Source organism: Streptomyces sp. NPDC007863, assembly GCF_040633895.1.
GTDB lineage: Bacteria > Actinomycetota > Actinomycetes > Streptomycetales > Streptomycetaceae > Streptomyces.
On record NZ_JBEYEI010000014.1, the window covers coordinates 1 to 26,224 of the forward strand.

Genomic DNA, 26,224 nt, shown 5'->3' on the forward strand with positions numbered 1-26,224 from the left:
GATTGCGGCTGCGGCCGTGGCGGCGTTGGCGGCTGCGTCCGAGGCGGAGCATGGGGCTGCGGCCGAGGCGGCGAAGGCGGCTGCGGCCGAGGCGGCGAAGGCGGCTGCGGCCGAGGCGGCGAAGGCGGCTGCGGCGGCTGCTCGTGCCGTGGCCCTCCCGGCCGCGGCCGGTCGGCCTGGGGCGGGGTCGGCGCGACCGTCGGGCTGCCCGGGTCCGCCGGACCGGGCGCGGGGCCCCGCGGCGCGGGCGGGGCGGAGGAGGGCGCCCGGGGGCCCTCCTGCCGGCGCCCGTCCGCCTCCTCCTTACCGGGCCGCCGCGACGGGGTCGGGGCGACCGTCGGGCTGTGCTCCGGCGGGCGCGCCGCGTCGCCACCGGTGGCCCCGGGCCCGGACCGGTCCGGGCCGCTCCGCGGGTCGGGGCGCTGCGCCGGCGGAGGGCCCTCCGCCCGCTCGGGGTGCTCCCCCGTCGGGTCCGCCCGGTGTCGTCGACCCGGCGCCCGGGACGTGCGCTCGGACGTCTCGTGGTGTCGCATCTCTCCTGCCTCCGCGTCAGGACCGGCGGGTGCCGGTCGGCTCGCCGTCGGCGAGCAGGTCGTCGAAGAGGGTGCGGTAGTGCGTCATCGCGCCCCTCAGCTGTTCGGTGGTGGCGGCGTCGTGGGTGCTCAGCGCGCGGACCTCCAGGGCCGCCCGATAGTGCTCCAGGGCCCGGCCGTGCCGCACCGACAGGTCACGCAGCCGCTGCTCGTGGCCCTCGTCGGGGTAGCCCCGGTCGCGCATCAGGGCCGCCACCAGGTCGTCGGCTTCGTGGACGGCGGCCCCGGGCCGGTCCACGAAGCCCTCCTGGACGCGCATCCACCGCCGGGCGTACTCCTCGCGCGCCTCACCGGGCACCGGCTTGATCTCCAGGCCGGCGAGGCGGCGTTCGCGGGCGTCCAGATCCCGCTCGGCGGCCCGTCTGCTGCCGGTCGCCTCGACGGCCCGTTCGTACTCGGGCCCGAAGCGGTCGCGCAGTCGCGATCGCCGCCGGCGGTCCGCCGCCGCACCGGCGGCGAACCCGACCACGACGACAGCCGCGACGACGACCAGGACGATTCCGATCGACATCGGCTCTCACCCTTCCGCGTTCTCTCTCGGAGTCGCGCTCTTCCGTCCCGTCCCTTCGGGGCCGGAACTCATGGAGGTCCGCGTGCCCCTCACCCGGAAAGGCAAACCGGGCATGCCGGGCGATCCGGGTCGGTCGAGGTCCCGCGGGTGCGCCCCCGTCACGGGCCACCTGCACGTGCGCCATCTGCCGCCCCGGCCCTCCGCGGGCGGGACCGGACACCCCACCGGTTACGCCCGTGCCCCGTCACCGACCGTTCTCCCCGAGCGGCGTCCGCAGGGCGCTCTCGCCGCGCGCCCAGGCGTCGACGACACGGCTGCCCAGCCGGCCCTCCAGGAAGCAGGTGGCGGCGACGCCGAAGGCGACCTCGGGGGCCTGCGCGGGATCGTCGTCCAGGAGGCCGCCCACGACCTCCCGGCGCACCAGCTGCTCGTGCACGGCGTCGGCCTCCACGTGCTCGTCGAAGTACCGCCCGGCGGCCGCTCCCGCCCCGGTCCTGCGCGTCGCCGCGGCGATGCGGGAGGCGGCGGGCGGCGAGGTCGTCTCCAGGACGGCGAAGTGGCCCACGAGCGCCCCGCGCAGTCTCCTGTGCAGGCCGAAGAGCGACATCAGGTTCGAGGCCGCGAGGAGTTCGGCGCCGGCGGCGTCGGTGTACCGACCGTACGAGGGGTCGAGATCCAGCGCGGCCATCAGGTCCGCGTAGAGCCGGGAGTGCATCCGTTCCGCCCGCCCGCAGCCGTACTCGTCGTACTGGACGGCCATCATCGCCGCCTTGGCGCGCCCGAGGAGCCGGGGCACGACCCACAGGTGCGGATCGGCCTCGCGCAGCTGGTGCACGGAGCGCAGGGCGGCGTACTCGCGCAGGTGCCACGACTCGCCACGGGACATCAGGAAGTCCGGCACGCCGGTGCCGTCGGCCGGTTCGACGAGCAGCGCGTCGAGGGCCTCGCCGACGTCCGGGAGGGGGCTGCAGTCGTGGCGCAGCGCGCTCTCGAAGCGGTGCTCCAGGAGGGCCCGCGCCTCCAGCAGGCCGGGGTCCCATTCCAGGGTGTCGGGGACGCCGGCGAAGCCCCGGTAGTGGAGCTCGTAGCAGAGGTGCAGTGCGAGGTGGAGATCCTCGCCGTACGGGGAGCAGCGTGCGATCTCCGCCGGCGCGGGCAGCTCGCCGCCGCCGCCGAGCATCCGGCTCCGTATCGCGCGCGACACCTCGCCGCGTGCCTCGGGAGGTTCCGGGGCCCGGGCGGCTTCGGTCCCGGTGGCGGAAGCGGTCGGAGGCGTGGTCATGACGTCCCCGCCTCCTCCGCCTGCTCCGCCCGCTCCGCCCGCTCCGGCTTCCCGGCCGGACCTCGCGCCCGGCGCCGGGCGCGGCGTCGGTGACTGGTGTCGCAGAACGGGGCCCGCAGGCTACGGCGACACATGCAGAGGGCCATCACGGGCCGGTCGCAGCGGATCACCGTCCCGTCCGGCATGACGATCTCGGCGGGCCCCTCGACGAGCAGCGGTCCTTCCGGCAGCAGCCGAAGGCGGGGCGGGTCCGGGCGGGCCCGTCCGGAAGCACGGCGTACCGCTCCGCCGTCCTCCCGGCACGGCGCCGGCGGAACCTTGTCGTTCGGGGAAGCCGGCATCACACGCCCTCCGTCGCGTCGACTGCTCGATACGCCGCGACTGCCCGCCCCGCCGGGCCCGAACCGCCTGCGGCGCCGACGGCCTCAGGCCGGGTGCCCGGGGTCGAGGTCCCGCAGGTCCCGGTAGCGGAGGAGGGGAGGGGGCGGACGCGTCGGCGGCGGGGCCTCCGCCACGGGGGCCAGGAGGAAGCCCACGTGGTCGCCGCCCTCGATCCGGCCTTCGATCCGTCCGGTGAACCATGTGGGGATCCCGTCGAGGACGGGGCTGCCCGCTTCCCCCGCGTGCCAGCCGACCTGGGCGAACTTGTCCACGTCGTCCCCCGTCTCCCCGCCGAAGAGGTCGGCGGTCGCCCGGTCGTCCTGGTGGAGCAGGTGCACGGTGAGGTGGTCGGCCGTACGGGCGACGCGGTAGGTGCGATTGGCGGTGGACAGCCACACGACGAACCTGGGCGGTTCGATGGAGCACTGCGACGCGAAGCCCACGAGGCAGCCGGCCCGCCGGGCCCCGGACGCGGCGGTGACCACGTACATCGGTCCGTCCAGCGCCTCGGTGAAGCCCGGGAACCCTGCCACGACGCCTCCTCGCCCGTCACGACGGCCGACGGCCGCCTCGCACCCCCGCCTCTGGCCCACCTTCCGCCGACGCGGCGCCGGCCGCGACCGGGCGAGTGCCGGGGCGCGCGTCGGGTAGGGGCCTGCCGACGCGAGGAGCCGACCATGGAGATCCTGACGATCGGGGTCGAGGAGGAGTTCGTCCTCGTCGACCACGTCAGCCGGACCCCCGTGGACCGGGCTCCCGAGGTGCTCGCCTCCGCGCGGCATGTGCTCGGGGATCAGGTCCAGCGGGAGTTGTTCAACGCCCAGGTGGAAACCGCAACCCGGCCCACGGCATCGTGCCGCGACCTGCGCGACGAGCTCGCCCGGATGCGCGCGGTCCTGGGCGAGGCGGCCCGTGCGGCGCGGTGCCGGCCGGTGGCCACCGGCACTCCGGTGCTGCCGCCCGCCCGTCCGCCGACCGTCACCGACACGGAGCGGTACCGGCGCATGGCGCGCCGGTACGCCTCCCGCTTCGGCGTGGTCGACGGTCCGGTCTGCGGCTGTCACATCCACGTGGGGACCCTGGGCCGGGACGTGGCGCTCGGGCTCTCCCGGCGCATGGCCCCCTGGCTGCCGGTGCTCCAGGCGATCACCGCCAACTCGCCGTACGCGCACAGCCGCGACACCGGCTTCGACAGCTGGCGCTCGGTCGAGTTCGCCCGGTGGCCGACCGCCGGCCCGCCCCCGGACCTCGACGAGCCGCACTACCTCTCCCGCGTGGACGAGCTGGTGCGGACCGGAACCCTGCTCGACCGGCGGATGGTCTACTGGTACGCCCGTCCCTCCGAGCACGTCCCGACGCTGGAGATCCGGGTCGCCGACGCCAACGCCGACGTGGACACCGTCGTCCTGCTGGCCTGTCTGGTACGGGGGTTGGCCATGGCGCTGCTGGCGGAGGTCCTCGAAGGCCGGCCGGCGCCGCGGGTGCCCCTCCGACGGCTGCTGCTCGCCCACGAGCTGGCCGCCCGCTACGGCCTGTCCGGCTTCGGCCTCGACCCCTGCACGGGGCGGGAGACGCCCGCCGTCGAGCTCGGCGACCGGCTGGTGGACCGGGCGCGGCCGGGGCTCGACGCCGTCGGCGACACCGAACGCGCCCTGCGCCAGTGGCAGCGCCTCCGCGTCCGGGGCGCGGGCGCCGCACGGCAGCGGGCCGTCTACCGCCGGCACCGGAGCCTCACCGACGTGGTCGACTCCCTCGCGGAGACGACCGTCACGGCCTGAACGGAAGGACGGCCGGCATGCGCGTGGTCACGCCACCCGGCGTGTACGCCCCGCAGGGCGACACGGCCCTGCTGATGGAGAGCCTCGCCCGTGAGGAGCTGCGGCCGAGCGCGCGCACGCTGGATCTGTGCACCGGGACGGGCGTCCTCGCCATCGCCGCGGCCCGCAGGGGCGCGGAGGCGACGGCGATCGACGTCTCGGCCGTCTCGGCGGCGACGGCACGGCTCAACGCCACGCTCCACCGGTGCCGGATCCGTGTCCTGCGCGGGGACCTCGCGGCGCCGGTGACCGGCGAACGGTTCGACCTCGTGACCGTGAACCCGCCGTACGTACCGGCCCGCCCCTCGCCCGGGCGGCCCCAGAATCCGGGCCTGGCCTGGGACGCGGGCCCCGACGGACGGCTCCTCCTCGACCGGATCTGCCGCGGCGCCCCCGCCCTCCTCGCGGAGCACGGCGTGCTGCTGCTCGTCCAGTCGTCGATGAGCGGCGTGGCGGCCAGCCTCGCGGTTCTGGAACGCAGGGGCCTGCGGGCGTGCGTGGCGGCGCGCCGGAGCCTGCCGTTCGGCCCGGTCATGACGGCGCGGGCGGGGTGGCTGAGGGAGCGGGGGCTGATCCCGCCGGTGTCCTCCACGGAGGTGCTGGTGGTGATCCGCGCGGTCCTCGACGCCACCGGCGGCGCGGGGCGGGGTAACGACGGGACGTTTGAGGCCCCGCCCCGGCGGTGAGGCGCCGGAGCGGGAAGCCACACCGGAGAGGAGACGAACCGTGTCGATCGATGGACGGAGCGTACTGGTCCTCACGACCAACTACGGGACCGAACAGGATGAGTTGACGAAGCCGGTGTCCGTCCTCCGGGAGAACGGGGCCCGCGTCCTGATCGCCGCGCAGAAGGACGCGCCCGTGCGGACGCTCGTCCACGACCGCGATCCCGGTGCCGTCGTCCGGCCGGACACGACCCTCGCGCGGGAGACGGCGGAGGGTTACGACGCCGTCGTCGTGCCCGGCGGCACGCTGAACGCCGACCGGCTGCGGACGGACCCGGACGCACGCCGTCTGGTCTCGGCCTTCGCCGACGCCGGGAAACCGGTGGCCGCCGTCTGTCACGGGCCGTGGCTGCTCGTCGACAGCGGGCTCGCCGAGGGCCGGGAGGTGACCTCGTACCCCTCGCTCCGTCCCGATCTGGAGAACGCCGGGGGCACGTGGACGGACCGGGAGGTCGTCGTCGACACCTCGGGGCCGCACCCCCTGATCACCTCCCGGAGGCCGCGCGACCTCGACGCCTTCTCGGCGGCGCTCGTCAGCGCCCTCGAAGGCGGCGGCAGCCACGGCTGACGGACCGCACAGCCCGTGACGCGACGGGGTCCTGGTCGTCGCGGCGGCCACGGCCCTCCGCGGCCACGGCAGGGCCCCCGGCGATCCCCTTCCGCCGGGGGCCCGCTCACGCCGGCACGCGCCCGGCGGCCCGGATGTCCATGACGCCCGTTTCGGACCCCCGGGTCCCGGCAAGTCGCCGGACATGATGCACATCGGCTACACGATGATGACCGAGCAGGCGGGCCCCCGTGAGCTCGTCGGGCACGTGGTCGAGGCGGAACGGGCCGGGTTCGACTTCTCCGTGATCTCGGACCACTCCTTCCCCTGGCTGCCCTCCCAGGGGCACGCCCCCTACGCGTGGAGCGTCCTGGGCGCGGCCGCGCAGGCCACCTCCCGCATCCCGCTCATGACGTACGTGACCTGCCCGACCTTCCGCTACCACCCCGTGGTGGTCGCCCAGAAGGCCGCGACCCTCCAGCTCCTCTCCGCGGGCCGGTTCCGGCTCGGCCTCGGCTCGGGCGAGAACCTCAACGAACACGTCGTCGGCCGGGGCTGGCCCTCGGCACGGGTACGGCTCGACATGCTCGGCGAGGCCGCCGAGATCATCGGCGCCCTGTTCGCGGGCGGGTACGTGACCCTGCACGGACGCCACTTCCAGGTCGACGACGCCAGGCTCTGGGACGTCCCCGACCCCCCGCCGCCGATCGGCATCGCCGTCTCCGGCCCGCGTTCCTGCGCGCTCGCCGGACGCCGGGCCGACCTGGTGATCGCCACGGAGCCGAAACGGGAACTGCTCGACGCCTTCGACGCCGCCGGCGGCGCGGGCAAGCCCCGGGTGGGCCAGCTCCCGGTCTGCTACGACCCCGACGCGGGCGCGGCCAGGGCCCGCGCGCACGAGCAGTTCCGCTGGGCGCTCGGCGGCTGGCGCCTCAACGCCGAACTTCCGCTGCCGGCCGGCTTCGCGCAGGCCACCGCGCACGTCCGGCCGGAGGACGTGGCGGAGAGCGTCCCCTGCGGAGACGACGTGGACGCCGTCCTCGCGGCGGCCCGCCCGTTCGCCGAGGCCGGCTTCACCGACCTGGCGCTCGTCCAGATCGGCGGCGACCACCAACTCCCCTTCCTCCGCTGGGCCCGGACGACCCTGCTGCCCGCCCTGCGCGGCCTGTAGCGGCGCGCGGCCCGGCCGTGGAATCCGCCGGGCCGCTCCGGGCCTTCGGCATCCGGGCGGGCGCCGGCGGGGTGCTCGCGGGCACGGTCGACCTGCGGTTCGCCGGCGAGGGTCTGGCCCCGGGCCAGGTGAACGTCGCGTACGGCCTCTATCCCTCGTGGCGGGGCCGTGGTCTGGCGACCCGCGCGGTCGTCCTGGCGTCCCGGTACGCGGCCGCCGAGGGGGCGCGGGAGGCGGTGATCCAGGTCGATCCGGAGAATCCCGCGTCCGCGGCGGTCGCGCGGCGCGCGGGGTTCGTTTCCCGGTTCCGACCGCCCGGCGACACGGCCGCCGCGCGTTTCGACCGGTACGTCCGGGACCTGCGCGCGGACCGTTCCGCGGCGTGAGGTGGCCGCGCGCGGCGGAATTCCCCGGGGGTCTGATGCGTCGGCGGCGCCGGGCGGGGCAGGCGCAGGGCGGGAGCGCAGGAAGGACCGCCGTTCGAGGAGGTGCTACGGGTGGAGGTCTGGTTGCGGCGGCGATGCCGGGCCGCGGGCGGGCCCGGGGCCGCGGCGCGTGCCCGGCGGGAGGTGCACCGGCTGGCCGACGAGGCCCTGTTCGACGGCCATGCCGTCAGCCAGGCGTCGGAGGACGACGCCGCGCTGATCGCCAGTGAGCTCGTCGCCCACGCCGACGGCGCGTGCGTGCTGGAGCTGCGGCTCGTGTCCGACGGTCTCGACATCCTGGTGACGGGTGCCCGACCGCCGCTTCCGGGCGCGAACGGGCGCGGGCCGTACGTGTACTGGTGGGATCTGGTGACGCTACTCGCCCGGGACATCACCGTCCGGCACCGCACGCCCTCCTCGGGCGCCGTCGTCCTGGCCCGCGTCGACACCGAGCGCCCGTCCGGCTGAGACCGCGCCGGCCGGTCGGCCGGGGGGCGCCGTCGGCAGGCGCATACTGGACGGGGCAGCGTGCACCGGCACGGTCTCTGCGGGAACCAGGCGATCCGCGTGACGAAGAGCCCAGAGTTTGCCGAGGACGGAATTCCGCAGGGCTTCGTGGCGTCGGGCCCGCACACGTACAAGTCCCGGGGCATCGCGACGGTCACCCGTGATCTCTCCGCTCCCCCGGACACGTGGCTGCTGGTCGTCCGCGGGGAGTTCGACCGGGACACGCTGCCGTGTCTGCGCGCGGCGCTCGACGACGCGTACGCGGCGGAGGCCGAGCGGATCGCGCTCGACCTGTCCGGCGTGACGTTCGGCGACTCCTCCTTCCTCGACGAGCTCCTGGAGGCGCGTGGCCGGCCGGGACGGCTCGTGCTCGCGGGACCCTTCACCGGCCAGATCCGGCGGCTCCTCGAACTGACCGGCACCGACGGGGTCTTCGCCCTCGCGCCCGACCGCGCCGCCGCGGTCGTCGGCCTCGCCTGACGCCCGCCGCGCGTCACCGGCTCCACGGGGCGTGTGCGTCCTCGTCGTCGTCGCGCGCCGGGTCATCCGGCCGGGGAACGAGGAGTTCGAGCAGCCCGGCGATCTCGTGGCCGGCCTCGGCCGGGTGCCGGAACGGCGCGGCGGGGTCGATGTGGTACACGTTGCGGCGGCCGTCGGCGGCCCGGGTCCGGGTGAGGTAGCCGCCCGCTTCGAGGTCGGCGACGATGCTCTGCACGGTGCGTTCGGTGATGCCGCAGTGCGCGGCGACGTCCCGCAGCCGGATCCCTGGGTCCCGGGCGATCGCCAGCAGTACGCGCGCGTGGCTGGTGAGGAACGTCCACCCCGGGTGTGCGCCGTTGCCCTCCATAACAGGATTCTTCCCCCTTCCCCGACCGATCATGCGAAGAAATTTTCATGCAACTATTGACCGGTATGTGGCATAGGCGCAGACTCGGAGAACAGACCCTCCCTCCCAGGAGGAGGCATGACCCGTTCTCCCACCCCACCGCCTCCCCCGCCCCCCACGGGCGGCGCCGACGGACGGCTGCGGCACCGGACGGAGCCCACCGGATCCGGTACGGCCGTGCGGCTGGGCGGCGAGATCGACCTGGACAACGCCGACGAGCTGAAGGCCGTGCTCACCGCCGCCCTGCCCCTCGGAGGGGCCGGCACCCCGCTCACGCTCGACATGTCCGACGTCTCCTTCTGCGACTCCACCGGGCTCAACACCCTGCTGCGCTTCCGCCTGCTGGCCGCGGCCCGGCAGCGCCGTCTGTCGGTCGTCGCGGCGAGCGCCCAGGTCGCCCGGCTGTTCGCCCTCACGCGCACCGGCGACCTCCTGGAGTTCCCGGCCGCCGAGGCCGCTCCCGACGGAGACGATCATGCCCCGTGACCTCCTCCACCAGGTCCAGACCCTGCTCGCCGAGGCCGGGTTCGGGCCGGACAGCGGCCTGAGCACCACCCGCGACGGCCAGGCCGTCGTCGTCTCCTGGCACGCCGACCGGCTCATCCGGCCCATCATCACCGCCCACGCCGGCGATCCCGACGTGGGGACCGCGGCCGGGATCCCCGGTCTGCGCACCGCTCTCGAGGCCGCCCTGACCAACGTCTTCCAGTCCGCCGACCTGCGCCCGCTCCACGACCCCGGAGGACTGCTCCGCGTCACGGCGGGGTTCGGCGCGGGCGACGCCGGGGGGCCGGAGGGCGCGAACGGGTGAAGGCCGCGGCGCCGACGGCGGCGCGGCGCGGCCCCAGCGGGCCCGCGCGGGCAGAGTGAGGCCATGTCGCTACCTCTGCGCGCGGCCGGAGCGGTGCTGACCACGGCCCTGCTGTCCGGCTGCGGGGCGTCCGCGGCGCGCGAGGACGGCGCCTCCTCCGCCGGTCGCCGCTTCGCCGCGGCGCTGGCCGCCGGGGAGTACCGCGCCGCCTACGGGCTGCTCGCCCCCGAGACCCGCGACGAGGTCGAGGAGGACGCCAAGGGCCCCTGCGGCCCGGCCCTGCGCGAGCTCGGCCTGCCGCCGGCCGGCCCCGCGCTCGGCGTCGACGTGTACGGGCGCGACGCGCTGCTGCGCACGGCGGGCGACACCCTGTTCCTGTCGCAGTTCGACGACGGGTGGAAGGTCACCGCGGCGGGCTGCGTCCCGCGATCGACGGACGAGCCCTACCGCTGCTCGCTGAAGGGAGGATGACGGCATGAGGGCCGTGTTCCTCGGCATCGTCGTCATCGTCCTGGGCGGACTCGCCTACTTCACGGCGATCGGGGCGATGCACCGGTGAGCGGCGGAAGCGGGGCGGGCCGCCGCACCGGCCGAGCGGGCTTCTGGCGTTCCAACAGCCTGACCCTGGTCTTCGCCGGAGCCTTCCTGGTGGTGCTCGCCGCCCAGGCCGTCGCCGGACGGGCCGAGTTCAACGAGCAGTTGTCCGTCGACGGACTCCAGCGGGTCGGCTTCGGCGCCTACCTGACGTCCTCGGACTTCGCCGTCGACGTCACCGAGAACTGGCAGTCGGAGTTCCTGCAGTTCTTCCTGTACGTCTTCGGGACCGTCCACCTCGTCCAGCGCGGCTCACCGGAGTCGAAGCCCCTGGAACGGGCGGGCACCGAGAGCGACCGCGAGCAGCACATGGGCGACCACGCCCGCCCCGACTCGCCGCGCTGGGCCGGCACCAAGGACTGGCGTCAAAGCCTCTACTCCCGGTCCCTGGGCCTGGCCATGGCGACGTTCTTCCTCCTGTCCTGGTTCGCCCAGTCCGTCGCCGGCCTGGCGGCGTACAACGGGCAGCGCCTGCGCGGGCTCCAGGCGCCGCTCGACTGGGGCGCGTACCTCGCGTCCTCCGACTTCTGGAGCCGCTCGCTGGAGAACTGGCAGTCGGAACTCCTCGCCGTCGCCGCGATGGCCATCCTGTCCGTCTACCTCCGCCAGCGCGGGTCCCCGGAGTCCAAGCCGGTCGGATCGGCCCACTCCGCGACCGGTGTGGAGGGCTGAGGACGGTTCCTCGTCACCAGCGGTACCAGCGTCCCTGCGGGCCGCGGACGAAGAAGCCGATCACCCAGAGGACCAGTACGGCCAGGGCGATGTACCACAGGACTTCGACGGCGAATCCGGCTCCGAAGAGCACGAGGATCAGGAGCAGTACGAGCAGAATCGGGATCATGACGTCACCTCCTCGGACTCCGGCCCGGGCCGTTGTGGCGCGATGCCGGTCGTCCACCGGGCAACTTCCCACCGTTCCCGCATGCATGCGTCGGATCCCGAGGGCCCTACCGTGGTCGCATGACGGCGTTGGTCATCGGCGGCAGTGGTTTCCTCGGGTCCGAGCTGGTGCGGCAGGCGCGTTCCTCGGGGCGCGGCGCGGTCGCGACGTACCACTCGCGCGCGCCCGGGGATCCTGGGGGCGGGTGGCACCGGCTGGACCTGCGTGACGCCCGCCGCGTCGACGCGGTGCTCGACAGCGTGGCTCCGCGTGTGGTCGTCCACGCCGGCAGCGGCGGCGCCGACTGGGCCGTGACCGCCGACGGCGCCTTCCGGCTCGCCGTGGCGACGGCGCGGCGCGGTGTCCGGCTGGTGCACGTGTCCACCGACGCCGTCTTCTCCGGGGCGGCCGTGCACTACGACGAGACGGCGCCGCCCGATCCGATCACCCCGTACGGAGCCGCGAAGGCGGCCGCGGAGAGCGCCGTACGGCTCCTGCATCCCGCCGCCGTCGTCGCCCGCACCTCGCTGATCATCGGCGACGGCGGCTCCGCGCACGAGCGCGTCGTCCATGAGCTCGCCGCCGGGACGCGCGACGGGGCGCTGTTCACGGACGACGTCCGCTGCCCCGTCCACGTCACGGATCTGGCGGCGGCCCTCTGGGAGCTCGCCGACTCCGACGTCTCCGGCGTCTTCCACCTGGCCGGGCCCGACTGCGTCAGCCGATACGCGCTCGGCGTGCTGGTCGCGCGCCGGGACGGGCTCGATCCCGCCCTGCTGCCCGCCGGCCTCCGGGCCGACAGCGGCCTGCCCGGCGCGCTCGACGTGCGCCTCGACGGGGCGGCCTCGCGGCGGCGGCTGAGGACGCGGCTGCGGGGCGTGCGGGAGTTCCTGGGGTAGGGCCGCGTCAGCCCCCGCGCGACCGCCGGGCGGGGAGGTGGTGCCGGCGGCGATGAAGTCCGCCTCCAGCGCGGTGAGCCGGCCCCGGCCCGCCTCCGGCCCAAAGTCGCCGAGCTGGGCGAGGCGTACGGGAGGGATCCGCACGCCCCGGTCCCGGCCGACGGCCTCCCACGCGTCGGCGGCCTCGGTCAGCCAGCGGTGCACGCGGAGCGTCTCCCGGTCCTGTTCGATCCAGTCCCGGAGCCGGGGCCACGCCGTGACGAGGCTTTCGTGGGCGAGTTCGACCCGGTCCCCGTCGACGGTGATCAGCCGGGCCCGGACGAGCGCTTCGAGGACCGCGTGCGCCGCACCGCCGCGGTCGGCGCCGGCGCCGATCGCGGCGACCTCGGCGGGGTCCAGCCGGGCGTACGCGGCCTCGGCGCTCCGCGCGAGGGCGCCGCGCATGCCGCCCATCCGCTCGTACGCCTCCAGGGTGAGCGTACGCCCGGTGCGGCGGCGCCAGGTCTCCCGGAGGGCGTGCGACAGCATCGGCAGCCCGCCGGCCCGGCCGGCGACCTCCTCGACGAGCGCCTCCGTCAGGGCCCGTTCGACGACGAGCCGTCGCGCGGCGGCCGGTCTGCCGATCGCCTCGCGCAGCCCCGCCTGGGTCATCCTGCCCAGGGGAAGGCTCGCGTCCCGGACCGCGGCCGCGAGGCCGGGGTGTTCCAGGCAGCGCGGGCGGAAGTCCGCGCGGATGCCCAGGACGACACGGAGCCGGCGGGCCGGGTCGGCGGACGCGACGAGCGCCGGGGCGTGCGCGGTGAAGGGGCGCCGCCCCGGAGTGAGGATGCGCACGGCGGCCGGGCGCTCCCCGGCGTACCCGGGGTCGCGCAGGCGCGGGATCAGCCCGGCGCGCAGGAGCGAGGACGTGCCGCTTCCCGACGCGCCGAACACGCAGACGAGCCGGTGTCGCCCCGCGAGGCCCAGGTCTGCCCGAACGGCGGGGCGCACAGCGCCCAGGGCTTCAACTTCGCCCTGCCGCACGTGTAGGACGCGTGTCGGTCCCGAGGGGCCCGCCGACGCCGGGGACGCGCGCACGTGTCCCCGGCCTCGGCGACCGACCGCGCCTTCACCTTCCACCATTGCAACGTTCCGTTGCGTTCGAACCCGCACCATTGCATCAATTTCCCCACTCCCACCTGCATGTATCCGTATCTATGATTGACGATTTCATGAACGCAACGTAGCGTTCGATCATCGTCAAACGCGCCATATCGCGAGATGCGGAGTGATCATGAGCGAGTCCGTCCACACCGTCACGGCACTGCCCACGGAGCGCCGGACCGGCTGCCCCTTCGACCCGCCCGCCGAGCTGCTCGACGCCCGCCGGCACGGCCCCCTCAGCCGCTACACCCACCCCGGCGGGAAGCCCGGCTGGCTGGTCACCGGGTACGACCTGGCGCGTTCGGTCCTGGCCGACCCCCGGTTCAGCTCGCGCAAGGACCTCCTGAACGTGGTCGACTTCGAGCTCCCGCCCGCGCCGCCCGGCGAGTTCCTCCTCATGGACGAGCCCGAGCACAGCCGCTACCGCAAGCCCCTGGTGGGCAAGTTCACCGTGCGGCGGATGCGGATGCTCACCGAGCGGATCGAGCAGATCACCGCCGAGTGCCTCGACGCCATGGAGGCGGGCGGTACGTCGGCGGACCTGGTGACCGCCTTCGCCAAGCCCATCCCCACCATCGTCATCTGCGAGATCCTGGGCGTCCCGTACGAGGACCGCGCGTCGTTCCAGGAGCAGATCGACGCCTTCATGGGCGGCGAGGTGAGCGACGAGGAGCTCATCGCCGCGTACACCGCGACGCAGGAGTACCTCGCCCGGCTGGTCGCCGCCAAGCGCGCGCACCCCACCGACGACGTCCTCAGCGAACTCACCGAAAGCGACCTGACCGACGAGGAGCTCAAGGGCATCAGCCTCATCCTCCTGGCGGCCGGCTTCGACACCACCGCGAACATGCTCTCCCTCGGCACCTACGCCCTGCTGCGCAACCCGGAGCAGTTCGCGGCGCTGCGCGACGACCCCGCGCTCACCGACGGGGCCGTGGAGGAGCTGCTGCGGTACCTGAGCGTCGCGAAGACCTTCCACCGGACGGCGCTGGAGGACGTCGAGCTGGCCGGGCAGACCATCGAGGCCGGCACCACGATCGTCCTCTCGTTCCACACCGCCAACCGCGACCCCGAGCGCTTCGCCGACCCCCACGCCCTCGACGTGGGCCGGCAGGCCGCCGGACACCTGGCCTTCAGCCACGGCATCCACCAGTGCCTCGGCCAGCAACTCGCCCGCGTCGAGATGCGGGTGGCGTTCCGCGCGCTCATCGACCGCTTCCCCACCCTGCGCCTCGCCGTGCCGGCCGACGAGGTCGTGCTGCGCCCGGAGAGCGCGGACATCTTCGGGGTGAAGAGCCTCCCGGTCGCCTGGGACGCGAAGTGACCGCGCCCGCGCCCCGGCTGACCGCCGACCGGGAACGCTGCATCGGCGCCGGCATGTGCGCCATGACCGCCCCCGACGTCTTCGACCAGGACCCCGAAGAAGGCCTCGTCCTCCTCCTGCACACCGAGCCGCCCGCCGCCCACCGCGCCGCCGCCCGCATGGCCGTCGGCGTCTGCCCCTCCGGGGCGATCACCCTCCACGAAGCGGAGGGGACCGCCGGCCGCGCGTCCTGAGGCCGCCCGGTCAGCTCTGGAGGTGGACGAAGACGGAGACGGGGTCCAGGCCGGCCGCCGCCAGGAGGTCGCCGAGGTCGCGCTCGGCCTGGGCGCCCTGGGCCGTGGGGCGGGGCGCGCCGTTCTGGAAGGTGGCGTGCGGGGTCGCCGGGGCGAGGATGCGGAAACTGCTCCACACCCTGCCCCGGCGGCGCACGAGCAGCGGCCGGCTCCAGGCCATGAAGCAGGGGACGCCGGTGCCCCGGCCATGGGCGCGGACGAGTACGGGCCCCGGCCACGGGTCACCGGGCAGTCCGGCCAGGACCGTGACCGCCTTCGCGCACGCCGCCTGCGGGTTGCTGAACTCGCCCGTGAGCTCCCAGACCCCGGACTCGTGGCGCGCGCCCAGGTGGGCGGCGGCGAGCGCGCGCAGCGCCTCGGTCATCGGGTCCGGCACGGCACGGGCCCGCTTGCCGAGGGCCTCCACGTCGGTCTCGGTCGCCACCGGGGCGCCCCGGCGGCCCGCCGGGAGGTAGAGGTCCGCCGCGTGCTCCGGCTCGGCGCGGGCGACCGCGCCCCGGCCGGTGCGCCAGGCCGCCGCCGCGACCGGCTCGGCATCCGGGCCCTCGAACTCGCCGTGCAGCCCGAGGAGGGACACGCATACGGCGATCAGCGCGTCGAGCCGCTGCCGCTGGGGCCCGGGCGGGTTCTCGTCCGCCGGGCGGTCCGTCCGCGGCTCCGCCGCGCCGAGGGCGCGGAGGAGGTCGGCGGTGACGGCGCGCCAGCCGTAGTCGTCCTCGTCCCAGGCGCCGGCGGCGAGCAGCTGGAGGTGCAGGGCGGTGACCAGCAGGGTCGTCGGCGGTGACCAGGGGTGCGCGGCCGCGGGCTCCGTCTCCTTCGCACCCGCCGACGCCTCGGACGCCTCGGACGCCTCGGACGCGAGTCGCCGGGCCAGTCGGGCCATCCAGGCGCGGGCCTGCTCGCGGGCGCTGTCGGGCAGCGGGCCCCGCGCCGCCTCGGGGGCGGCCTCCTCGGTCGCGGCCTCCTCCTCGTACTCCTCGTCCCCCTCGAACTCCTCGTCCTCGTCCGTCGTGACGTACTCCGAGAGCTGCCAGCGGCGCGGTGCCGGGATCCGCGGCAGCTCGGGGAGGTCCGCCGCGAGCGGCCCGTAGGCCACCTCGGTGAGCTCCGGTCCCAGCGTCCGGGCGCACTCGGCCACCGTCGGGGACGCCGTACCGGTCCCCGGCGTGCCCGTGCCCGTCGCCGCGTCCGCGACGACGAGTTCGCGGAGCCTGGCGACGTCCTGCTCGAAGCGGCGCGCGGCGGCCGGGTCCTGGAACAGGTCGTCGACGGCGTAGCCGCCGGAGAGACGTGGCACGGTGTCGGCCGCGCCGCGCGGTGCGCAGCCTTCGGCGTCGTAGAGGAAGGCCGCGGCGGATTCGACGTACGTCCCGTCGGCCAGTCGGCAGCTCGCCCGTACGGCCGCTCCGGGGGCGGCGGTCCACGGGAAGGCGCCGGTGTTCCGGTCGGCCGGGATCGTGCCGACCTGCTGCCACGAGCCGGGCGCGCCGCCGTCCGTGGAGATCTCGACGGTGACCTCGACGCCGGCGGGGCGGCGGCCGAGGACGGCCTCCAGGAGGAGGCCGTGCTCGCGGACGCCGAGGAGGACGAGCGCCGGGGGCGCGTCGGTCGCGTCCCGGGGCGTCACGGTGGAGCCGGTGAGTTCCGGGACGGGCCGGACGGTGCCCTCGTCGGGCAGCAGCGGGGCGGTGTCGTGGGCGATGACGGCGAGTTCGCAGTTGCGGGGGCGGGCCTCCGCCGGGTCGCCGGGGGCGACGACCACGGCACGGGCGAGGGCCGCCCGGGTCAGGTTGGGGCTGCCGGTGAGGGCGTGCCAGGTGTCGCCGACGCGCCATTCGACGAGCTTGCCGTGGCGCGTCCGGGTCTCGGCGAGTTCGCGCACCCGGGCGGCGGGGTGCCCGTCGAAGGCCTTGCGCACGCCGGCGGAGTCGTAGCTGGTCCAGCGGGGCTGGATGCCGAGGGTGATCTCCCCCGGTGTCATCCGCTCGCGCAGGAGGCGCAGCAGCTTTCCCGAGGGGTCCACGAAGGGTGCGTACAGCCGGAGTTCGTCCACCGGCGTGCCGGGAAGCCTGGCGATCAGGGGCGTGCGCAGGTTGTGCGCCAGCTCCACCTCCGGCCCTTCGGTGTCGGCGGGCGGGGCCTCGCAGTGCAGGACGGTCAGCAGCTCGGCGAGGTGGCGCAGGTGCTCCGCCCACCACGGGGCCATGGCGACCGCGTCCGGCAACTCCTGCAGCCAGTCGGCGAGATCGGCGAGGAGGGGGTGGGAGGCGCCGTCGTCGGTGGAGACGACGGTCCACAGTTCGTCGTTGGTGCCCCAGCCGGACTGGGTGGGGTTGCCGGAGCCGATGGCGACGCGGCAGGCGTCGTCGCCGAGGAGCAGGGCGAGTTTGGGGTGGAAGGCGCCGTCGCAGGCGGCGACGCCGTGGAGGTAGCCGCGTCCGGCGAGGCGGACGTCGACGGCGTCGTGCAGGGCGTGTCCGGCGTCGCCGAGGACCGCGACGCGGGCGCCGAGGGCCCGGGCCCTCGGCACGGCGACGGCTTCGAGGAAGGGGAGGTCGGTGGTGTAGCCGAGGACGAGGAACTCCCGCAGGGGCCCCTTGCCCTGCTGCTCCCAGTCCCACAGGAGGGAGACGGGTGAGGAGAATCCGGTGTGCACCGCTGTGGTCATGGCATCACGTCCAGGCTCGTGCGTGCGTGGTCCGTCAGGGTCGGTGCGCCGCCCCGGGTGGAGTCGGCGGCGAAGAGGCCCAGCTGCCGGGCGACCGAGGCGAGCTGGTGGACGCGGATGCCGATCTCCGCGCTCGACTCCTCGCCGAGCCTGAAGTAGCGGTCGTTGCGCATGTGCAGGCGCGAGAAGACCCGGTGGCGGCCGGTCCGTGGGTCGTAGCGGAGCTTGCGGAGCGCGACCCGCCGGGACTGGGCCAGCATGTCGTCGACGAGGCGGGAGCCCAGGTCGCGCACGGGCCGGTGGCCGTACTCGCGCAGCAGGCCGGCCATCCACCGGGGGTCGAGGAACTCCTGGCGGTCGCCGAGGAAGGCCCGCCGGGCGTGGGCGGCGAGCGGGTCGGCGGGGTGCGTGCCGTCCTCGGCGCGGTGGGCGCGGAGGCCGCCGGCGAGGAGGACGAGGACGTCCCGCCACGGCTCCGGCCGGTCCCGGTCGGCCATGAGCCGCCGCTCCACGGGGAGGGGGTGTCCCGAGCCGTCGTGGACGGGGCCGAGGGCGTCGAGTTCCCGGTCGGCGGTGCCGTCGGGCAGGTGGTCGCAGAGCCAGGCGCGGAGGTCGGCGGCGGAGCGGTCCCGTCCGCCGTCCGGCCCGTCCTCGGCGCCGACTTCGGCCACGAGGCCGGCCCAGAGGCGGCGCCAGGCGGAGACGGAGTAGTGGCGCAGCAGCAGGCCCCGCCAGCGGGCGGCCTCGGGTATGGCGGAGAGGACGGGGTCCTCGGCGAGGAGCGGGCCGAAGGCGACGGTCTCCCGCAGGGCGCCGGTGTACGAGTCCCCGCCGTGCAGGGCGACGGACCGGGCGAGGACCCGCAGCGTGGCCCGTCGGGTCCGGTCGGTGGCCCGCCAGGCGTCCGGCCGGTGCGTCCCTCCGGCGGTGGCGGTCAGCAGGCCGGCGAGCCACTCCCGTTCGGCCTCGCAGGGTTCGCCGAGCGCGGCGGCCCCGGCTTCGGCGAGTTCGACGGGCCGGGCCTCGGGCCGCCCCGAGCCGGCGACGGCGAGCAGGGGCGCGAAGAGCGCGCGGACCTCGGCGGGGCAGGCGTGCCGTCCGGGCCGGAGCCCGTCCCGGCCGGCCGTGACGACGCCGAGGATCTGGGCCGGTGCGGTGTACTGGGACCAGAAGCCCCAGGCGCGGGGAGAGTAGTCCCGCGCCGCCCGGTCCAGGTCGAGGCCGTCGTCGGCGAGGGCCGGCTGGACGCGGTCGTGGCCGTGGGGGAAGAGCCCGGCGGGGACGGCTCCGGGCGTGCGGGCGATCTGGGCGGCGGCGAGGAGCGCCTCCGCGCGGCGCAGCAGGGTGCGGCACTCGTCGGCGCCGAGGCCGCGCCGCTCTGCCTCGGCGGCGACGGCGGCGTAGAGGGTGTAGTAGCGGGCGTACTTGGTGACGCTGGAGACGCCGGGCACGAGCCGGTCGACCAGCCGCCAGACGGGTCCTTCGACGGACAGCGGGAACTTGGGGCTTCCGTGCCCGAGTCCTTCCTCGGCCCACGCCGGGCCCGCCGTCCGCACGCCTTTCCGCACGCCCGGTCCGTCGCCCGTTCCGCCACCCATGCGGTCGCCCTCCCCCTCGCCGCCGACGACGATACCGCCGCCCGCTGACGAGCGGGCGGCGGCAGAGGGTAAGGCCGTTGTCAGAGCGCGCTGACGATGGCCTCCACCCGGTCCTTGGCGTCGCCGAAGAGCATGGCGGTGTTCTCCCGGAAGAACAGCGGGTTCTGGACGCCCGCGTAGCCGGAGGCCATCGAGCGCTTGAAGACGATGACCTGGCCGGCCTCCCAGACGGTGAGGACGGGCATGCCGGCGATGGGGCTGGAGGGGTCCTCCGCGCCCGCCGGGTTGACCGTGTCGTTGGCGCCGATGACGAGGACGACGTCGGTGTCGGAGAAGTCGTCGTTGATCTCGTCCATCTCCAGGACGACGTCGTACGGGACCTTGGCCTCGGCCAGCAGGACGTTCATGTGGCCGGGGAGCCGGCCGGCGACGGGGTGGATGCCGAAGCGGACCTCGACGCCCCGGGCGCGCAGCTTGGACGCGAGTTCCGCGACCGGGTACTGGGCCTGGGCGACGGCCATGCCGTAGCCGGGGGTGATGACGACGGAGCGGGCGGCGGCGAGGGCCTCGGCGGCGCCCTGGGCGGTGATCTCCTGGTGCTCGCCGTAGTCGACGTCCGAGCTCGACGGGGCCTCGATGCCGAAGCCGCCGGCGATCACGGACAGGAACGACCGGTTCATCGCCTTGCACATGATGTAGCTGAGGTAGGCACCGGAGGAGCCGACGAGGGCGCCGGTGACGATCAGCAGGTCGTTGCCGAGGAGGAAGCCGGAGGCCGCGGCGGCCCAGCCGGAGTAGCTGTTGAGCATCGAGACGACGACGGGCATGTCGCCGCCGCCGATGGAGGCGACGAGGTGCCAGCCGAGGGCCAGGGCCACGGCGGTGGCGGCGACGAGCAGCCAGAGGTTGGGCTCGATGGTGAAGAGGACGGTGAGGACGAGGAAGACGGCGAGCGCGCCGAGGTTGAGGGCGTTCTTGCCGGGGAGCACGAGCGGCTTGGAGTTGATGCGGGCCGCGAGCTTCAGGTAGGCGACGACGGAGCCGGTGAAGGTGACGGCACCGATGAAGACGCCGATGAGGACCTCGGCGTGGTGGATGCCGAGGGTGCCGAGCGCGTCGAGGGCGGCGGCCTCGGAGCCGCCCGGGTGGTGCTCCACCTCCAGGTAGCCGTTCCAGCCGACGAGGACGGCGGCGAGGCCGACGAAGGAGTGCAGCAGGGCGATGAGTTCGGGCATGCCGGTCATCTCGACGCCCCGGGCGCGCCAGATGCCGATCAGCGCGCCGGCGACCATGGCGGCGGCGAGGAGTCCGGCGGCGCCGGCGGCGATGCCCCGGTCGGCGGCGAGGACGACGGTGGCGACGAGGGCGACGCCCATGCCGAGCATGCCGAAGGCGTTGCCGAGCCGCGCGGACTCGTGCTTGGAGAGTCCGGCGAGGGCCAGGATGAAGAGGACGGCGGCGATGAGGTAGGCCGCCTGCGCGGCGTGTGTGGCGGACATGGTCAGCTCCTGTTGAACATTCCGAGCATGCGACGCGTCACCGCGAAGCCGCCGAAGACGTTGATGCTCGCCAGCAGGATGGCTGCGGCGGAAAGCACGGTGACGACGGTGCCGCCGTGTCCGATCTGGAGCAGCGCGCCGACGACGATGATCCCGGAGATCGCGTTCGTGACGGACATCAGCGGGGTGTGCAGGGCGTGGTGGACGTGCCCGATCACGTAGTAGCCGATCACGATCGCCAGCACGAAGACGGTGACGTGCGACAGGAGAGCGGCGGGGGCGAAGCCGACCACGAGGAAGAGCGCGAGGGCCGAGACGGCGACGGCCGTGAAGCGGCGACCCGGGCTCATCGGGGTCTTCACCGGCGAGACGGGGACCGGCTCGCTCGCGGCGGCCGCGGGGGCCGCCGAGACCTGGACCGGCGGCGGCGGCCAGGTCTTCTCGCCGTCGCGCACGATGGTGACGGAGCGCTGCACCTGGTCGTCCCAGTCGAGGACGAGTTCGCCGTCCTTGCCGGGGGTCATCAGCTTCAGGAGGTTGAGCAGGTTGGTGCCGTAGAGCTGGGACGCCTGGGCGGGCAGCCGGCCGGCGAGGTCGGTGTAGCCGAGGATGGTGACGCCGTTCTCGGTGACGACGCGCTTGCCCGCGACGGAGCCCTCGACGTTGCCGCCGTTGGAGGCGGCCATGTCGACGATGACCGAGCCGGGCTTCATCGTGGCGACCATCTCCGCGGTGATGAGCCGGGGCGCGGGGCGGCCCGGGATCAGCGCGGTGGTGATGACGATGTCGGCCTCACGGCTCTGGGCGGCGTACAGGGCCGCCTCGCGGGCCTTGTAGTCGTCGCCCATCTCCTTGGCGTAGCCGGTCGCCGAGACCTCCGTCTCGGCCGACTCGATGGACAGGTACTCGCCGCCCATCGAGCGGACCTGGTCGGCGACTTCGGGGCGCGGGTCGGTGGCGCGGACGATCGCGCCGAGCGAGCCCGCGGTGCCGATGGCGGCCAGACCGGCGACGCCCGCGCCGGCGACGAGGACCCGGGCCGGCGGCACCTTGCCCGCGGCGGTCACCTGGCCGGTGAAGAAGCGGCCGAACTCGTGGGCCGCCTCGACGACGGCACGGTAGCCGGCGATGTTCGCCATCGACGACAGGACGTCCAGGGACTGGGCCCGGCTGATGCGGGGCACGGCGTCCATGGACAGGACGGTGAGGGGGCGCCGGGCCAGGTCCTCGACCGTCGTCGGGTCGACCGCGGGGGCGAACAGGGCGATGGCGGTGGTCCCGGGGCGCGCCTGGTCCAGCCGGTCGGGCGGCGGGGCGTTCACCCCCAGGACGATGTCCGCCTCGATCGCCTTGCCGACGCTCGCGCCGGCCTCCTCGTACGCGGCGTCGGCGAAGCCGGCCGCGGCGCCCGCGCCCGGGTCGACGACGACCTCGTATCCCAACCCGCGGATCTTCTCGACGGTGACAGGCGTCGCGGCCACCCGCCGCTCGCCGTCCCGGGCCTCCTTGAGGACTCCGACAATCACCACACCCCTCCGTTCGTCGCTGTCGGCCCCCACCTTGACTCCCGGAGGCGTCCGGGGGGAACCAGGCTCGCTCGGGTCTGGACAGAAGATCGAGGATCGGTCTGACGTATGTGCACGTTAGGGTGGGTCGGGCCGGGTCCGACCGGTCGACATTTCGAACGTGACGACCGACCAGGTGGTGTTCATGACCCTCTTCGACCTGCCCCTCGACCAGCTCCGCGAGTACCGCAGCGCGTCCGTGGAGCCGGCGGACTTCGACGCGTTCTGGGCCGAGACGCTCGGCGAGGCGCGGAAGCACGGGCTCGACGCCCGGTTCGAGCGGGTGGCGACCGGTCTCGCGACGGTGGAGACGTACGACGTGACGTACTCCGGCTTCGACGGGCAGCCGGTCAAGGGCTGGTTCGTGATCCCCGCCGGGACGACGGAACCGCTGCCGGTCGTCGTGGAGTTCATCGGCTACGGCGGCGGGCGGGGGCTCGCGCACAGCCATCTGCTGTGGGCCTCGGCCGGGTTCGCGCATTTCGTGATGGACACCCGCGGCCAGGGCAGCGGGTGGGCGCCGGGCGACACCGCGGACCCGGTGGGCAGCGCGCCGGCCTTCCCCGGGTTCATGACGCGGGGCGTCGAGGACCCGGAGACGTACTACTACCGGCGGGTGTACACGGACGCGGTGCGCGCGGTGGAGGCGGCCAGGTCGCATCCGCTGGTGGACGCGGCGCGCACCGCGGTGACCGGGATCAGCCAGGGCGGCGGCATCACCGTCGCCGTGTCGGGGCTCGTGCCGGACCTGGCGGCGGTGGCCCCCGACGTGCCGTTCCTGTGCGACTTCCCGCGCGCGACGACGGTCACGGACCGGACGCCGTACCGGGAGATCGGCAACTACCTGAAGACGCACCGGGGTCGGACGGAGCGGGTGCGGGAGACCCTCGCCTACTTCGACGGGGTACACTTCGCGGCCCGCGCGACGGCTCCGGCGCTGTTCTCCACCGCCCTGGAGGACCTGACGTGCCCGCCGTCGACGGTGTTCGCGGCGTTCAACGCGTACGGGCACGAGGACAAGGCGATCGAGGTCTACGACTTCAACGACCACGAGGGCGGCGGCGCGTTCCAGCAGGCGGCGCAGCTGTCCTGGCTGCCGGAGCGCCTCCGCGCCCGGTAGCCGAATACCCGCCCCCTTGGTCTGGACCTGTCATGCGAGGGGCGTCAAGCTGACCGCATGGACTTGGAGTTGCGTCACCTGAAGACGGTCCGGGCGATCGCCGAGGCCGGCAGCCTCACGCGCGCGGCGACCGCCCTCGGACTGGCGCAGCCCGCGCTGAGCGCCCAGCTCAAACGGATCGAACGGGCCCTGGGCGGCGCCCTGTTCGTGCGCGGCCGGGACGGCGTGCGGGCCACCGCGCTCGGCGATCTGGTCCTCGACCGGGCGCGGGTGGTGCTGCCGGCCGTCTGCGGACTCCAGGAGGAGGCCGTGCGGTTCGCCCGCGACGGCGCCGCCGGGCACCGGCTCGGCGGCACCCACGGCCCGCTGCTCGGCGGCCTGGTGGACCGGCTCGCGCGGGCCGAGCCGGACGCACAGGTGACCACGTACACCTCCTGGTCGGAGCGGGAGGTCGCGCGCGCAGTGGCCGCCGGGCGGCTCGACTTCGCGCTCGTCGGGGTCTGCGGGGAGAGCTCCCCGCCTGAGGCGGGACGGCTGGCGTGGACGGAGGTGGCCCGCGATCCCGTGTACGTGATGCTGGCGACCGGCCATCCGCTGGCCGGCCGCCCCCAGCTCGCCCTCGCCGAACTGGCCGCCGCGGACTGGACGGACGTGCCCGGCGACGGCTGCTTCGGCGACTGCTTCGCCGCCGCGTGCGTGCGGGCCGGCTTCACACCGGCCCGGGTGTACGAGACGGACACCGCCTCCTGCGTCCACCTGGTCCAGGTGGGCCGCGCCGTGGGCCTCTGCCGGGCGACCTTCCCCGCCACCCCCGGCCTCGTCACCCGCCCCCTCACCGGCACCCCCCTGGTCTGGCGCCACCTCCTCGGCTGGCACCCCGAGGGCCGCGCCGCCGCCCGCGCCGCCACCGTCCTCGCCCACACCCGCGAGGCCCACGCGGAGGCCCTGGCCCGCAGCGCGGGCCGGACGGCCGCCGCGTCCTGAGGAGCCGTCAGGTGTCGTACAGGCCGTCCCAGGGGGCGGAGAACCCCAGGCCGTCGGGGTAGAGCTCGGCCCAGTCCCTCCCGCCCTCCCCGTGCCCCTCCTCCACGACCAGGCCGAACAGGACGCCCTCGAACCGTACGGTGAAGGGGGCGATCGCGATCGACTCGTACCGCCGCCCGGGCAGGGCGTCCAGCCACTCGTCCAGGAGCGCCGCGGCGGCTTCGCCCGCCTCCCCCTCCCGCTGGGCCGTGGTGCCGGTGAAGGCGATCCTCGACTCCAGATACCGGCCCGCCGCGTCGAACCGGTGCAGGACCGCGTACCAGCGCTGGTGCTTCCGCCAGTCGCCGACGGCCGTCCAGCCCTCCGGGAAGGCGATGGTGACCGAGGCGAAGAACTGGCCGCCGTCCCACCGGCCGATGGTGGACGTGCGGTGGTCGGGCTCGTACGCGATCGGGATGACCTCGGGAACGCTCATGGGCGCACCGTAGCCGCCACCACCGACAGCGGCCCCCGGGGGCCATAACGCGGAGGAAGGGGCCGGGCGGAGGCTCCCGCTCCCCCGGGGGCCTTCCTACGGTTCTCGGCAGATCCCCCACCGAGAACCGAGGAGACTCCCCATGCTCCGACGACACGCCCGTGCGGCGTGTACCGCGCTGGTCGCCGCCGGGATGGTGCTGGCCGGGCTTCAGGCCGGGTCCGCCACCGCCGCGCAGCCCTCCCCCGGGACCGCGCCCGGCGCGCAGAGCGCCGCGCGGGCGCTCGGCGCCGCCGAGGCGTCGCCCGAGCTGCTCGCCGCGATGGGCCGCGACCTGGGCCTGACCCGGGCCGAGGCCGAGCGCCGGCTCGTCAACGAGGCCGAGGCGGGCGCCGCCGCCGCCCGGCTCCGCGACCGGATCGGCGGCTCCTTCGCCGGGGCCTGGGTCGAGGGGGCCGAGTCCGGCTCCCTGACCGTGGCCACCACCCGCGCCGCCGACCTCGACGCGATCCGGGCGGCCGGGGCGACGGCCCGGCTCGTCCGGCACGACCTGGCCTCGCTGGAGCGGGCGAAGGCCGCCCTCGACCGGGCCGCGGACGCCGACGCGCCGGTGCGGTACGTGGACGTGCGCGCCAACGCGCTGGTCGTCGAGGAGGTCCGGGCCGGCGCCGGGGCGCGCCTCGCCGCGGCCACCGGGGTGCCGCGGGAGCTGGTGCGGGTGGAGCGGAGCGCCGAGGCGCCGCGCCCGCTGTACGACCTGCGGGGCGGCGACGCGTACTACATGGGCGGCGGCGGGCGCTGCTCGGTCGGCTTCCCGGTGACCCGGGGCACCACCCAGGGCTTCGCGACGGCCGGGCACTGCGGCCGGGCCGGCCAGACCACCAGCGGCTACAACCAGGTCGCCCAGGGCAGCTTCCAGGCCTCCGTCTTCCCCGGCAACGACATGGCGTGGGTCGCGGCCAACAGCAGCTGGACCGCGACCCCGTACGTGAAGGGCGCGGGCGGCGCGAACGTCCAGGTCACCGGCTCCGTGCTGCAGCCCGTGGGCGCCTCCGTCTGCCGCTCGGGCTCGACCACCGGCTGGCACTGCGGCACCATCCAGCAGCACAACACGAGCGTGACGTACCCGGAGGGCACGATCTCCGGCGTGACCCGGACGACGGTCTGCGCCGAGCCCGGCGACTCGGGCGGCTCGTACATCTCCGGCAGCCAGGCGCAGGGCGTCACCTCGGGCGGTTCCGGCAACTGCTCCAGCGGCGGCACCACGTACTTCCAGCCGCTGAACCCGATCCTGTCGAACTACGGCCTGACCCTGAAGACCACCGGCACCGACCCGGGCCCCGGCCCCGGCGAGCCGGAGCCGGGCGGCACGTGGAAGGCGGGCACGGTGTACGCGGCCGGCGCCACGGTCACGTACGGCGGTTCCACCTACCGCTGCCTCCAGGGCCACCAGGCGCAGACCGGCTGGGAGCCGCCGAACGTCCCGGCGCTCTGGCAGCGGGTCTGACGGCGACGGCCCTCCATGA

General features: G+C 75.1%; 28 protein-coding genes and 1 pseudogene. 17 read left to right on the plus strand and 12 right to left on the minus strand.

What is annotated here, in order from left to right; genetic code table 11:
- Positions 1 to 549 precede the first annotated feature (549 nt).
- The 4 genes from ABZ621_RS22020 to ABZ621_RS22035 form a co-directional block, all read right to left on the minus strand.
- Positions 550 to 1,104 (minus strand): hypothetical protein, encoded by a 555-nt coding sequence (locus ABZ621_RS22020; protein ID WP_360607019.1) that lies wholly within the window; start codon positions 1,102 to 1,104, stop codon positions 550 to 552.
- Between the two features lie 244 nt (positions 1,105 to 1,348).
- The gene (locus tag ABZ621_RS22025; RefSeq protein ID WP_360607021.1) at positions 1,349 to 2,386 is read right to left on the minus strand and encodes an iron-containing redox enzyme family protein; all 1,038 of its coding nucleotides are present in this window, start codon (positions 2,384 to 2,386) and stop codon (positions 1,349 to 1,351) included.
- Positions 2,383 to 2,727 (minus strand): CDGSH iron-sulfur domain-containing protein, encoded by a 345-nt coding sequence (locus ABZ621_RS22030; protein ID WP_360607023.1) that lies wholly within the window; start codon positions 2,725 to 2,727, stop codon positions 2,383 to 2,385. Before ABZ621_RS22030 ends, ABZ621_RS22025 begins: the two co-directional genes overlap by 4 nt.
- Positions 2,728 to 2,811: 84 nt before the next feature.
- Entirely contained in the window at positions 2,812 to 3,258 is a 447-nt protein-coding gene (locus ABZ621_RS22035; protein ID WP_360607418.1) for a flavin reductase family protein, read from the minus strand.
- 186 nt (positions 3,259 to 3,444) lie between these two features.
- Here ABZ621_RS22035 and ABZ621_RS22040 point away from each other — a divergent pair, with 186 nt between their 5' ends.
- The 7 genes from ABZ621_RS22040 (at position 3,445) to ABZ621_RS22070 (ending at position 8,439) form a co-directional block, all read left to right on the plus strand.
- Entirely contained in the window at positions 3,445 to 4,545 is a 1,101-nt protein-coding gene (locus ABZ621_RS22040) for a glutamate--cysteine ligase (protein WP_360607025.1), read from the plus strand.
- 17 nt (positions 4,546 to 4,562) lie between these two features.
- Positions 4,563 to 5,270: a HemK2/MTQ2 family protein methyltransferase gene (locus tag ABZ621_RS22045; RefSeq protein WP_360607027.1), complete on the plus strand. Its 708-nt coding sequence runs from the start codon at positions 4,563 to 4,565 to the stop codon at positions 5,268 to 5,270.
- Positions 5,271 to 5,310: 40 nt separating this feature from the next.
- The gene (locus tag ABZ621_RS22050) at positions 5,311 to 5,877 is read left to right on the plus strand and encodes a type 1 glutamine amidotransferase domain-containing protein (RefSeq protein WP_360607029.1); all 567 of its coding nucleotides are present in this window, start codon (positions 5,311 to 5,313) and stop codon (positions 5,875 to 5,877) included.
- A gap of 184 nt (positions 5,878 to 6,061) precedes the next feature.
- Entirely contained in the window at positions 6,062 to 7,027 is a 966-nt protein-coding gene (locus ABZ621_RS22055) for an LLM class F420-dependent oxidoreductase (protein ID WP_360607032.1), read from the plus strand.
- A 17-nt stretch (positions 7,028 to 7,044) separates the two neighbouring features.
- Positions 7,045 to 7,413: a GNAT family protein gene (locus ABZ621_RS22060; protein WP_360607034.1), complete on the plus strand. Its 369-nt coding sequence runs from the start codon at positions 7,045 to 7,047 to the stop codon at positions 7,411 to 7,413.
- Between the two features lie 111 nt (positions 7,414 to 7,524).
- Positions 7,525 to 7,920: a hypothetical protein gene (locus ABZ621_RS22065; RefSeq protein WP_360607036.1), complete on the plus strand. Its 396-nt coding sequence runs from the start codon at positions 7,525 to 7,527 to the stop codon at positions 7,918 to 7,920.
- Positions 7,921 to 8,019: 99 nt separating this feature from the next.
- Complete coding sequence (locus ABZ621_RS22070; RefSeq protein WP_360607039.1) at positions 8,020 to 8,439, plus strand: STAS domain-containing protein; 420 nt, start codon at positions 8,020 to 8,022, stop codon at positions 8,437 to 8,439.
- A 13-nt stretch (positions 8,440 to 8,452) separates the two neighbouring features.
- Here the strand turns inward: ABZ621_RS22070 and ABZ621_RS22075 are convergent, their stop codons facing one another.
- Positions 8,453 to 8,806 carry a helix-turn-helix domain-containing protein gene (locus ABZ621_RS22075; protein ID WP_360607041.1) on the minus strand — a complete coding sequence of 118 codons (354 nt, stop codon included), beginning with the start codon at positions 8,804 to 8,806 and terminating at the stop codon, positions 8,453 to 8,455.
- Positions 8,807 to 8,923: 117 nt separating this feature from the next.
- Here ABZ621_RS22075 and ABZ621_RS22080 point away from each other — a divergent pair, with 117 nt between their 5' ends.
- The 4 genes from ABZ621_RS22080 to ABZ621_RS22095 all read left to right on the plus strand — a co-directional run bounded on the left by ABZ621_RS22080 (position 8,924) and on the right by ABZ621_RS22095 (position 10,922).
- Positions 8,924 to 9,331 carry an STAS domain-containing protein gene (locus ABZ621_RS22080; protein WP_360607043.1) on the plus strand — a complete coding sequence of 136 codons (408 nt, stop codon included), beginning with the start codon at positions 8,924 to 8,926 and terminating at the stop codon, positions 9,329 to 9,331.
- Positions 9,321 to 9,656: a hypothetical protein gene (locus ABZ621_RS22085; RefSeq protein ID WP_360607045.1), complete on the plus strand. Its 336-nt coding sequence runs from the start codon at positions 9,321 to 9,323 to the stop codon at positions 9,654 to 9,656. Before ABZ621_RS22080 ends, ABZ621_RS22085 begins: the two co-directional genes overlap by 11 nt.
- Positions 9,657 to 9,719: 63 nt before the next feature.
- Positions 9,720 to 10,127 carry a hypothetical protein gene (locus ABZ621_RS22090; protein ID WP_360607047.1) on the plus strand — a complete coding sequence of 136 codons (408 nt, stop codon included), beginning with the start codon at positions 9,720 to 9,722 and terminating at the stop codon, positions 10,125 to 10,127.
- An 84-nt stretch (positions 10,128 to 10,211) separates the two neighbouring features.
- Positions 10,212 to 10,922 carry a DUF6766 family protein gene (locus ABZ621_RS22095; RefSeq protein ID WP_360607049.1) on the plus strand — a complete coding sequence of 237 codons (711 nt, stop codon included), beginning with the start codon at positions 10,212 to 10,214 and terminating at the stop codon, positions 10,920 to 10,922.
- Between the two features lie 13 nt (positions 10,923 to 10,935).
- Here the strand turns inward: ABZ621_RS22095 and ABZ621_RS22100 are convergent, their stop codons facing one another.
- Positions 10,936 to 11,091, minus strand: coding sequence for a hydrophobic protein (locus tag ABZ621_RS22100; protein ID WP_360607051.1), 156 nt, complete (start codon positions 11,089 to 11,091; stop codon positions 10,936 to 10,938).
- A gap of 119 nt (positions 11,092 to 11,210) precedes the next feature.
- On the opposite strand from ABZ621_RS22100, the gene ABZ621_RS22105 reads away from it, so the two are divergent.
- A complete protein-coding gene (locus ABZ621_RS22105) occupies positions 11,211 to 12,029 on the plus strand; it encodes a sugar nucleotide-binding protein (protein WP_360607053.1) in 819 nt (272 codons plus the stop codon).
- A gap of 207 nt (positions 12,030 to 12,236) precedes the next feature.
- On the opposite strand, the pseudogene ABZ621_RS22110 reads toward ABZ621_RS22105, so the two are convergent.
- Positions 12,237 to 13,184 (minus strand): annotated as a pseudogene (locus tag ABZ621_RS22110) (hypothetical protein); the annotation flags it as partial.
- A gap of 118 nt (positions 13,185 to 13,302) precedes the next feature.
- Between ABZ621_RS22110 and ABZ621_RS22115 the strand changes: the two are divergent.
- Both ABZ621_RS22115 and ABZ621_RS22120 read left to right on the plus strand, forming a co-directional pair.
- Positions 13,303 to 14,496, plus strand: a complete 1,194-nt coding sequence (locus ABZ621_RS22115) for a cytochrome P450 (RefSeq protein WP_360607055.1) — start codon at positions 13,303 to 13,305, stop codon at positions 14,494 to 14,496.
- Entirely contained in the window at positions 14,493 to 14,729 is a 237-nt protein-coding gene (locus ABZ621_RS22120) for a ferredoxin (protein WP_360607057.1), read from the plus strand. Before ABZ621_RS22115 ends, ABZ621_RS22120 begins: the two co-directional genes overlap by 4 nt.
- Positions 14,730 to 14,739: 10 nt before the next feature.
- Here ABZ621_RS22120 and ABZ621_RS22125 read toward each other — a convergent pair whose 3' ends face one another.
- From ABZ621_RS22125 to ABZ621_RS22140, 4 genes are all read right to left on the minus strand, one after another.
- Entirely contained in the window at positions 14,740 to 17,457 is a 2,718-nt protein-coding gene (locus ABZ621_RS22125) for a hypothetical protein (RefSeq protein ID WP_360607059.1), read from the minus strand.
- On the minus strand, positions 17,454 to 19,055 hold the full coding sequence (locus ABZ621_RS22130; RefSeq protein ID WP_360607061.1) for a hypothetical protein: 1,602 nt from the start codon (positions 19,053 to 19,055) through the stop codon (positions 17,454 to 17,456). Before ABZ621_RS22130 ends, ABZ621_RS22125 begins: the two co-directional genes overlap by 4 nt.
- A gap of 80 nt (positions 19,056 to 19,135) precedes the next feature.
- The gene (gene pntB, locus ABZ621_RS22135; protein WP_360607064.1) at positions 19,136 to 20,554 is read right to left on the minus strand and encodes a Re/Si-specific NAD(P)(+) transhydrogenase subunit beta; all 1,419 of its coding nucleotides are present in this window, start codon (positions 20,552 to 20,554) and stop codon (positions 19,136 to 19,138) included.
- A 2-nt stretch (positions 20,555 to 20,556) separates the two neighbouring features.
- A complete protein-coding gene (locus tag ABZ621_RS22140) occupies positions 20,557 to 22,080 on the minus strand; it encodes a Re/Si-specific NAD(P)(+) transhydrogenase subunit alpha (RefSeq protein ID WP_360607420.1) in 1,524 nt (507 codons plus the stop codon).
- Between the two features lie 184 nt (positions 22,081 to 22,264).
- Here ABZ621_RS22140 and ABZ621_RS22145 point away from each other — a divergent pair, with 184 nt between their 5' ends.
- Together ABZ621_RS22145 and ABZ621_RS22150 are read left to right on the plus strand one after the other, a co-directional pair.
- Entirely contained in the window at positions 22,265 to 23,239 is a 975-nt protein-coding gene (locus ABZ621_RS22145) for an acetylxylan esterase (RefSeq protein ID WP_360607422.1), read from the plus strand.
- A gap of 57 nt (positions 23,240 to 23,296) precedes the next feature.
- Positions 23,297 to 24,223 (plus strand): LysR family transcriptional regulator, encoded by a 927-nt coding sequence (locus ABZ621_RS22150; RefSeq protein WP_360607066.1) that lies wholly within the window; start codon positions 23,297 to 23,299, stop codon positions 24,221 to 24,223.
- Between the two features lie 7 nt (positions 24,224 to 24,230).
- Here ABZ621_RS22150 and ABZ621_RS22155 read toward each other — a convergent pair whose 3' ends face one another.
- Positions 24,231 to 24,698, minus strand: a complete 468-nt coding sequence (locus ABZ621_RS22155) for a hypothetical protein (RefSeq protein ID WP_360607068.1) — start codon at positions 24,696 to 24,698, stop codon at positions 24,231 to 24,233.
- A gap of 142 nt (positions 24,699 to 24,840) precedes the next feature.
- On the opposite strand from ABZ621_RS22155, the gene ABZ621_RS22160 reads away from it, so the two are divergent.
- The gene (locus ABZ621_RS22160) at positions 24,841 to 26,205 is read left to right on the plus strand and encodes a carbohydrate-binding protein (protein ID WP_360607070.1); all 1,365 of its coding nucleotides are present in this window, start codon (positions 24,841 to 24,843) and stop codon (positions 26,203 to 26,205) included.
- The last annotated feature ends 19 nt before the right edge of the window (positions 26,206 to 26,224 follow it).

Excerpts from the sequence above, each read along its gene's own strand:
- ABZ621_RS22080 (WP_360607043.1), top strand. The coding sequence starts at position 8,924 with ATGACCCGTTCTCCCACCCCACCGCCTCCCCCGCCCCCCACGGGCGGC.
- ABZ621_RS22075 (WP_360607041.1), bottom strand. The coding sequence starts at position 8,806 with ATGGAGGGCAACGGCGCACACCCGGGGTGGACGTTCCTCACCAGCCAC.
- ABZ621_RS22055 (WP_360607032.1), top strand. The coding sequence starts at position 6,062 with ATGATGCACATCGGCTACACGATGATGACCGAGCAGGCGGGCCCCCGT.
- ABZ621_RS22035 (WP_360607418.1), bottom strand. The coding sequence starts at position 3,258 with ATGTACGTGGTCACCGCCGCGTCCGGGGCCCGGCGGGCCGGCTGCCTC.
- ABZ621_RS22100 (WP_360607051.1), bottom strand. The coding sequence starts at position 11,091 with ATGATCCCGATTCTGCTCGTACTGCTCCTGATCCTCGTGCTCTTCGGA.
- ABZ621_RS22090 (WP_360607047.1), top strand. The coding sequence starts at position 9,720 with ATGTCGCTACCTCTGCGCGCGGCCGGAGCGGTGCTGACCACGGCCCTG.
- ABZ621_RS22085 (WP_360607045.1), top strand. The coding sequence starts at position 9,321 with ATGCCCCGTGACCTCCTCCACCAGGTCCAGACCCTGCTCGCCGAGGCC.
- ABZ621_RS22145 (WP_360607422.1), top strand. The coding sequence starts at position 22,265 with ATGACCCTCTTCGACCTGCCCCTCGACCAGCTCCGCGAGTACCGCAGC.
- ABZ621_RS22155 (WP_360607068.1), bottom strand. The coding sequence starts at position 24,698 with ATGAGCGTTCCCGAGGTCATCCCGATCGCGTACGAGCCCGACCACCGC.
- ABZ621_RS22105 (WP_360607053.1), top strand. The coding sequence starts at position 11,211 with ATGACGGCGTTGGTCATCGGCGGCAGTGGTTTCCTCGGGTCCGAGCTG.
- ABZ621_RS22130 (WP_360607061.1), bottom strand. The coding sequence starts at position 19,055 with ATGGGTGGCGGAACGGGCGACGGACCGGGCGTGCGGAAAGGCGTGCGG.
- ABZ621_RS22025 (WP_360607021.1), bottom strand. The coding sequence starts at position 2,386 with ATGACCACGCCTCCGACCGCTTCCGCCACCGGGACCGAAGCCGCCCGG.
- ABZ621_RS22115 (WP_360607055.1), top strand. The coding sequence starts at position 13,303 with ATGAGCGAGTCCGTCCACACCGTCACGGCACTGCCCACGGAGCGCCGG.
- ABZ621_RS22045 (WP_360607027.1), top strand. The coding sequence starts at position 4,563 with ATGCGCGTGGTCACGCCACCCGGCGTGTACGCCCCGCAGGGCGACACG.
- ABZ621_RS22020 (WP_360607019.1), bottom strand. The coding sequence starts at position 1,104 with ATGTCGATCGGAATCGTCCTGGTCGTCGTCGCGGCTGTCGTCGTGGTC.
- ABZ621_RS22030 (WP_360607023.1), bottom strand. The coding sequence starts at position 2,727 with ATGCCGGCTTCCCCGAACGACAAGGTTCCGCCGGCGCCGTGCCGGGAG.
- ABZ621_RS22040 (WP_360607025.1), top strand. The coding sequence starts at position 3,445 with ATGGAGATCCTGACGATCGGGGTCGAGGAGGAGTTCGTCCTCGTCGAC.
- ABZ621_RS22160 (WP_360607070.1), top strand. The coding sequence starts at position 24,841 with ATGCTCCGACGACACGCCCGTGCGGCGTGTACCGCGCTGGTCGCCGCC.
- ABZ621_RS22125 (WP_360607059.1), bottom strand. The coding sequence starts at position 17,457 with ATGACCACAGCGGTGCACACCGGATTCTCCTCACCCGTCTCCCTCCTG.
- ABZ621_RS22150 (WP_360607066.1), top strand. The coding sequence starts at position 23,297 with ATGGACTTGGAGTTGCGTCACCTGAAGACGGTCCGGGCGATCGCCGAG.
- pntB (WP_360607064.1), bottom strand. The coding sequence starts at position 20,554 with ATGTCCGCCACACACGCCGCGCAGGCGGCCTACCTCATCGCCGCCGTC.